This window comes from Acinetobacter brisouii (assembly GCF_008993995.1).
Classification (GTDB): Bacteria; Pseudomonadota; Gammaproteobacteria; order Pseudomonadales; family Moraxellaceae; genus Acinetobacter; species Acinetobacter brisouii_A.
Genome location: NZ_BKNN01000188.1, coordinates 1 through 371, shown reverse-complemented (window position 1 = coordinate 371; position 371 = coordinate 1). Strand labels below are relative to the sequence as shown.

Genomic DNA, 371 nt, shown 5'->3' with positions numbered 1-371 from the left:
AAAGCCTATCCACTCAAAGAAGTCGCGATGCTTTACGTCCAACGTTGGGAGATTGAGATGTGCTATCGGGAAATTAAAAGTGATTTACAAGATAGTCAGACGTTAAGAAGTAAGCAGCCTGATTTGGTTTATCAGGAATTATGGGGCGTATTGATTGCCTATAATGTATTAAGACGACAGATGAGATTTATGGCTGAACGCGCCAAGGTCAGTCCATTAAAGATCAGTTTTCATATCGCATCAATGAGTATTATCAATATATTGAGGCATACGCCTTTAGAGTCGGCAGGTAATTTGCCTAGACATTTAGAGCATTTATTAGAAAGTTCAAAAATGTATGTATTACCTGAAAAAAGGCATAGGCTGTGTCC

General features: G+C 38.5%; 1 protein-coding gene. It reads left to right on the top strand.

Features of this window, described 5'->3' with window-relative positions:
* On the top strand, positions 1–371 hold a 371-nt coding region (locus GBN19_RS15585), incomplete at both ends, for a transposase (protein ID WP_151778717.1).